This window comes from Neobacillus drentensis (assembly GCF_036965645.1).
Classification (GTDB): domain Bacteria; phylum Bacillota; class Bacilli; order Bacillales; family Cytobacillaceae; genus Neobacillus; species Neobacillus drentensis_D.
On the sequence record NZ_JBALPZ010000153.1, the window covers coordinates 1 to 7,138 of the forward strand.

The 7,138-nt window shown below is 37.9% G+C and carries 6 protein-coding genes; all 6 read right to left on the reverse strand.

Annotated elements, in window-relative coordinates; translation table 11 throughout:
- Nucleotides 1-110: 110 nt before the first annotated feature.
- A complete protein-coding gene (locus V7266_RS24800; RefSeq protein WP_335471855.1) occupies nucleotides 111-632 on the reverse strand; it encodes a nitroreductase in 522 nt (173 codons plus the stop codon).
- A gap of 53 nt (nucleotides 633-685) precedes the next feature.
- On the reverse strand, nucleotides 686-2,167 hold the full coding sequence (locus tag V7266_RS24805) for a glycoside hydrolase family 5 protein (RefSeq protein ID WP_335471857.1): 1,482 nt from the start codon (nucleotides 2,165-2,167) through the stop codon (nucleotides 686-688).
- Nucleotides 2,168-2,253: 86 nt separating this feature from the next.
- Nucleotides 2,254-3,636 (reverse strand): MFS transporter, encoded by a 1,383-nt coding sequence (locus V7266_RS24810; protein WP_335471859.1) that lies wholly within the window; start codon nucleotides 3,634-3,636, stop codon nucleotides 2,254-2,256.
- Nucleotides 3,637-3,860: 224 nt separating this feature from the next.
- Nucleotides 3,861-4,898 carry a CdaR family transcriptional regulator gene (locus V7266_RS24815; protein ID WP_335471860.1) on the reverse strand — a complete coding sequence of 346 codons (1,038 nt, stop codon included), beginning with the start codon at nucleotides 4,896-4,898 and terminating at the stop codon, nucleotides 3,861-3,863.
- A gap of 101 nt (nucleotides 4,899-4,999) precedes the next feature.
- On the reverse strand, nucleotides 5,000-6,142 hold the full coding sequence (locus tag V7266_RS24820) for a glycerate kinase family protein (RefSeq protein ID WP_335471862.1): 1,143 nt from the start codon (nucleotides 6,140-6,142) through the stop codon (nucleotides 5,000-5,002).
- A gap of 413 nt (nucleotides 6,143-6,555) precedes the next feature.
- The coding region (locus V7266_RS24825) for an IS3 family transposase (protein ID WP_335471863.1) at nucleotides 6,556-7,138 on the reverse strand (583 nt) is incomplete at its 5' end.

The window sequence follows — 7,138 nt, forward strand, 5'->3', positions numbered from 1 at the left end:
GAATTATACCAGTGAACAAAGAAAGTGATAAGAACTGGAATAAATATTCATGATTAAAGTGACACCCATCTGTTAAATATTGTCCGACAAAGGTATCCTAATCCTGATGATCAGATACCCCTAAAATGGACAACTTCCTCAATAGGTACCCTGCTTGAAACATATTGATTATATGGATGCTCTGGGTCCGCATACCCAATCATGATACTCACGATGATTTTCTGATTGTCCGGGACGCCTAGTACGTTTCTAATATGATGTGGGTAGGAAACCGAGCTTGCTGCTGGTGCTGAATCCAGTCCATGAGCCTTAGCTGCAAGCATCAGGCTGTTGGCAAACATCCCAAGATCAATCAATGACCAATCTGTAAGCGAATGATCAAGGCATAAGAAGATGGCAACAGGAGCTCCAAAAAATTGATAATTATTTTTCCAATTTTTATATCGTGCAGCCTCGTCATCACGGACAATTCCCATGCTTTTAAATGACTCTGCAAAGCTCTTTTTCATTCGGTTCTCTATATACTTAGGCCATACCTTCGGTGTAGATAAATCCTGTGTATGAGGCTCGTGATTTACAAAGGATTGTAAGTAAGCCCTTCTTAACGCTTCTAACTTTTTGCCACTAGCCACATAGATTTCCCCCCTTTGAAATCAGCTTTTAAAATCAGTTATTTTTTTAAAAATCAACCATTTCCCAACTCAACCTTTTCATTTGTATGTTTCTTCAGTATATTTAGCAAGCCTTCGTTAATCTTACAGTTCTTAAAGGCAAACGACTGCATGACAAGGTCGATTTCTTCTTCGGATAAATCTTTAAATATTTTCGCATACTCAGGCTGGATCAGCGCTCCCGCATAAATGGTGAAAATGGCTTGTGAAAGGCTGGATAGGTTAAAACTGTGAGACAGTTCAGGATTAACCACCTCTTCCAAATGGCTCGCTAACTCCTCAACTGATTTTCTTGCCTCAAACCCAGGCAGCCAAATCATCCAATCATCCGTATTTAATGAAAGTTTCATTTTTAATATGGAAGAAATCTTCTGCATATACTCTGATTTCGGGTCAAGTGTCACTAAACCCATAACACCAACATCCTTATATGTCCAAGTTGTCCAATGGGCGCCAAATTCTTCAAAAATACTAATTTGATCATCCATGGCACTTAAACGATCCGATCTCTCCTGCTCTGGACCATTATATACGGAGCCAAACTCACCCACCCAAAGAGGAACATCATATTTTTGTGCAAACTTAGTGCCTTCATGGTTATAAAATACTTCCTCTTGGACAGATTTATCCCAATACTTGCCACTCTCTACTCGGGCCGTTTTCGCATCGGCCACGCCCGGGTACTGTCCTGGACCAAATCCAGCCGCCGTATAGTTATGACTGCTGTAGACCAGATTTTTAGCAAACGGAGCTTCTAAACCAGAAAACAGCTTGGAGTAGTTATCCCCTTCTAGGAAAATGATGTGGTCAGGATCAATATTGCGGATGGCTTCCACTACCCGCCTGTAAACCCGATTCATCCTTTCCCAATCCGGTTTATAATTGCCAAAGAATGTGTGCGGAAAATCGCCGTGCGGGGTATTCACACAAGGCTCATTCATGACGTTATACCCTGCAATTACACCTCGCCCTTTGTAACGGCGGGCAAACTCTTCCCACAGAGCGATAAACCTGTCTTGATACGTTTTGTCATGCCAGAAAAAGCTATGACGCACATCATTATCTGAATGCCAGTGGGTGTTTTGAAACCCCTGTACGGCGTGAAGATCAAGAATAACGTAAAGTCCGTGCTTTTCACAGAGATCAATGATTTTGTCCAGGCGAGTAAATCCCGATTCTTTGTAAGTAAACGGTGCCTCATCATCCTCAAAATGACGATAATTTAAAGGTATACGAATCGTAGTTGCTCCCCAGCTCTTAATAAACTCAATATCGTCTTCACCAAAGAAATAGTGCAGCAGCCGGTCGAATAAAAATTCAGCTTTTTCCTTTCCAATGACTTCGGAAACAGTATGACGGAGGGCATGTTCCGTTCCTGTATAGCCATTAATAAAGTCCTCCATATTCATCCAGCCGCCAATACAAGTTCCTCGAAGTTGAATTGGATTTCCAGTTGAATCCATAATTTTATTATTTCTTACCTGAAGCAATTCCATCTTTATTTCCTTCCTTTCATAAGAAGTACAATAGTTCTTGATAAGCAAAGCTTTATAATACTGGATTCTGAATTTTCGCCATTTTCTTATCTTCTCGTTTTTAATTCAGCTAGCACTCTTTTATGTTCTTTTTCATCAAAGTTGTAGAAATAAATGGCCACAAGCTCGATAAGAACGAATACTGCTGGAATGGCGGTCATTGTAACTAAAATACCATGTAAGGCTGTTGCAGTTTGGACTTGATTGGCAACATAACCGAAGTTGGCTAAGATCAAACCTGGGACAATACCTCCGATGGCCATTCCAAATTTGAAGAAGAATCCGACTAACGCATAAATGACACCGCTTGCACGTTTGCCAGTCTTGTATTCACCGTAATCAATTGTTTCAGGAATTAATGCCCAAGTAAAGGCACCTGCCGTGATGGTACCTAATGCAGCAACTAAACGCCCAGCGAATACAAGCGGAACCATGGAGGCAGGAATAACAAATAATGCGATTAAGCCGATCGCCTTCAAAGTTAAAGCTGTAAATAGTAACTTTTTCTTACCCATCCATTTATACATCATTGGCATTAATGGCATAAGGATGAGCGCAGGAAGCGTTCCCATTAAACCATACCACTTGACTAAATCCGGTCTTGCAACGTTATAAGTGACATAATAAATTCCAACAGAGTTGACGATGGAGTTAACACCGAAATTTAGAATAAAGAAAAAGCATACGATGACCAGCGGACGATTGGCTTTTAATTGGAGAAAGATATCTTTAAAATTAACTTTTGCTTCTTCGGAATGATTAATTTGTACTCGTTCTTTTGTATTCATGAAGCTATAAAGTAATAGAAGGGCACCTAAAACTCCCATGATTGACATGGTAATTTGCCATCCAGTACTTGTTTTTCCAGTTGCATTTGTAAAAAGTCCGGCTAAAAGCGGTACTCCAAAAGAAACAATTAAGCCACCAGTATTTGAGAATAACATTCTGACGGAGGTTAAACTGACAACCTCTTTGTTATCTTGAGTAATGGCTGAAGTAAGCGCTGCATAAGGAATGTTAACGACTGAATATGTGATCGATAACAGAATATAAGTAATATAGGCATACACTAGTTTCATAGGATCAGAAAACGCAGGAGTGGTAAAACAAAGAATCGCTACGCCTGCAAATGGAAAGGCACCATATAAAAGGTACGGACGAAATCTTCCATATTTTGTATTTGTTTTATCAACAAATGTTCCAATCAGTGGATCAGCTACTGCATCAATCATACGAACAATCAGAAACATAAACCCTGCGGCTGCGGCCGAAATTCCAAATACATCAGTATAGAAGAATAATAGATAACTACTTACTGTTTGATAAATGAAGTTACAAGCTAAATCCCCAGTGGCATATCCGATTTTTTCCTTCATTCTAATTTTTCCTGTTGGAAGTACTGTTATTTTTTCAGCAAGATTTGTATTCATTATAATCCTCCTTTTTGAATCACTACATATAGATAAAATGAAATGGGAAGTCAAATGATAATATGATTGGATGAAATTGGATTACTTACTTGAATCATTCGTTTATTGTTTGTACAAACAAAGTAATGATTAAGGATTCTTTTCCTCCTTTCTATCATCTTTAAAGATAAAAGTCTTATCGGTAATCTATCCAATTGATTATCTATAGCTATCCAAAACTTCACTTATTCACTTAACCAAATAATCGAACATATTAATTCAAATAATTCTAGAATGACTTTTGGATTCTTCCCTGTTAAATTTCTAATTTTTTCTAATCTATAGTTTAACGTATTTCTATGAATATTTAGTTTATCTGCTGCTTTGATAATATCCCCATTTTCTTCCATATATATTTGCAATGTATGGAATAGCTCCTGATTGTTTCCTAAACTTTCTAAGACTGATAGGATGGAACTAGGAAATTCCGTATGATTAGACGCCAGATGTATAAATAACTTTAAGTGATGATAATAATAAACCTTTTCTGAAGGTCTTATTTTCACGCCAACCGACAAGGCATTGGCAGCCTGTTCGTGTGAAATGGCGGCAAATCCCTCCTTTTCACCTATCGCTATTTTTTCTATTTCTTTTCTTCCTATTAAATTAGTTATTACTTCCTTAAAGCTGCTATGTTCCGTGATAAACAAGACCCTCTTGCTATTGTCAATGGTGGAATAATGTCTAAAGTGATCTAAAAACGCTTTCATTTCCTTTGAATGGAAATTCCCTTTTATCAATATGGCTTGACAGTTCCTTGTCAGGTCAATGCCATACATCTTTCCTTGTTGTAAAAACTCTTCATCATAGCTTGTTTTTCGGTAGGTTAATTCATGATAAAATGTCTCACGCTTGATTCTGTCATTCTGGGCTTTCTTACTTATGCTTTCCTGCTCGATTAGAAGTTTTGCTGCTGCCCCAACAAGTTTACTAAATGGCCTTACTTCATCTGGATCGCCTGTAATTCCAATGACCCCAATAATCTCACCGTTAATAACAATAGGTTCATTGACGCCAGGCTTCATCCCATCGCCTTCGGTATAAATCTCATGGATGCTCTTGGTGGCAATGACCTTTGATGCTCCCTTATGTAATGTTCCTACCCGTTTCTTATCTCCACTCCCAATAATCAACCCTTTTTCATCCATCAGATTAATATTGAAGGGGATGATTTTCATCATTTCTTTTGTGACCTTTTCAGCTATTGGCTTCGATAATTTCATTACATCACCTTTTCTAACCAGCTATCTACTATTAGTTTAATATTATTAAATTATATAATAAATAGGTCAGAACTCATTTTATGGACTAGTTTCGCTCTCAATTACCTCATTAAATTCATCAGTTTTACAGCATTTTCAGAGGTTCTTTGAAGGTTTTGCTGACCATTTACCAATGCCTCCTCTAGTGAAGTAACTCCTTGCATAATACTGAAAATGGAATCAATCTTCTCATATAATGAATCGATACTTTCACCAAGGCTTCCTGTGAATGCCACTACTGGCTTATTATACTTTTTTGCAACCGAAGCAACCCCATAAGGAGTCTTTCCAAATTTGGTTTGGAAATCAATACTGCCTTCACCAGTCCAGACCATATCCGCATTCTTGACTCTGTCTTCCAGAGATGTATATTCAATAACAATATCAATGCCTTTTTTTAAAGTTCCATTTAAGAACACCATCAGTCCAGCACCTAATCCCCCTGCTGCACCAGCGCCAGGTACATCGACGATATCGATATTAAGTTCTGCTTTTATTACATTTGCATAATTCATAAAGTTTTTGTCTAATCGTTCAACTACTTCTGGTGTGGCACCCTTTTGTGGTCCAAACACAACGGCTGCTCCGCGTTCTCCACAAAGTGGATTATTGACATCACAGGCTACCTCGACTGTAATATCTTTTATACGCGGATCAAAATTGGTAAGATCGATTCTTGCCAAGCGGCCTAACTCTCCTCCACCAAAACCCAGCTCTTCTCCATTTTCATCTAACAATTTCCCGCCTAAAGCTTGTATTACCCCAGCTCCTCCATCATTTGTAGCGCTTCCACCGATACCAATTAATAGTTTATTTATCCCCTGATCTAAACAGGCTTTTATTAATTGACCTGTACCATAAGTGGTAGTAATAAGCGGATTTCTATCTTCTTTTCGTACTAAATGAAGTCCACTTGCACTAGCCATCTCAATGATACCAGTTTGACCGTCTCCTAAAATCCCATAGGGGGCTTCCACTTCATTTCCTAGCGGACCTATAACCCTTACCATATATATTTCACCGCCAGTAGCATCAACCAGTGATTGCATCGTGCCCTCTCCACCATCAGCCATTGGAACTTGAATACACGTAATCTGATTATTTACTCTCTTAATTCCTCTTTCCATAGCCTCGCATGCTTCTTTTGCTGTCATACTTTCTTTAAATGAATCGGGAGCTAATACGATGACAAAGTCTTTATCCATATATTTTCCCTCCCTTCTCTATTTATTAAAGACACTCCATGATGGTTGCAATATTTTTGTCATTACCATAAAGCAGTTTTGGTGAAGCGCTTTCTTATAAGAATATTAACCTATCGAATATTATTTTTGTATAGCCCATACAACAAATATATTTGTGCATTTGCACAAAATCAGTAAAGGTTTTTTGATTATTCTTTGACATTTTATTGTGTGTTTGTTTACATTTATAACTTAACATTCTGATAGTTTTGAAAACAGGTCACAACGATTAGGAGAAATACCACTTTTTTTAGAAAGCCCTTTCATAAGGGTAATCTACATTCTTTTTTATTATCCATGAAGGAAAGTATAAAAAAAAGAGAGCCGGCTAATTTGAACTGACCTATTAAAATGAGACAACGAAAAAGCACCGATTATGCTGCCTGTTCCCTAAACTCAATAGGGGACAGGTAGTTTAATTTTGCCTGAAGTCGTGTGTGATTATAATGATTGATGAATTTTTCAACTCTTTCGATTACAATAGAATTTGTAAGAAACTCTCTTCCTTGAGAGTAGAATTCTTCCGACTTTATAGTGGAGTGGAAGGATTCAATGACGGCATTATCCAAGCAATTGCCTTTCCGGGACATGCTTGTGGTAATGCCTTTTTCTTTTGCTATTCTTTGAAATGAACGTGAAGTGTATTGAGACCCCTGATCACTATGTAGTATTAAGCCACTAATTTCACGACCTTCTACAGCGTCGTTTAAAGTATCTATCACTAAAGACACATCTTGGCTGGTACTAATTCGATATGCGATTATCTCATTATTAAATAAATCCATGATTGTGCTGAGATACAACATAGATTGACCGAAAGGGAGATAAGTGATGTCGGTAACCCATTTTTCATTTAGTTTAGAAGCTTGAAAATTTCTATTCAAATGGTTAGGGACGACTACCTTCATTTCACCAGCTATATTATTATTACGTTTTGGCTTAACCCGGCATTGAAGA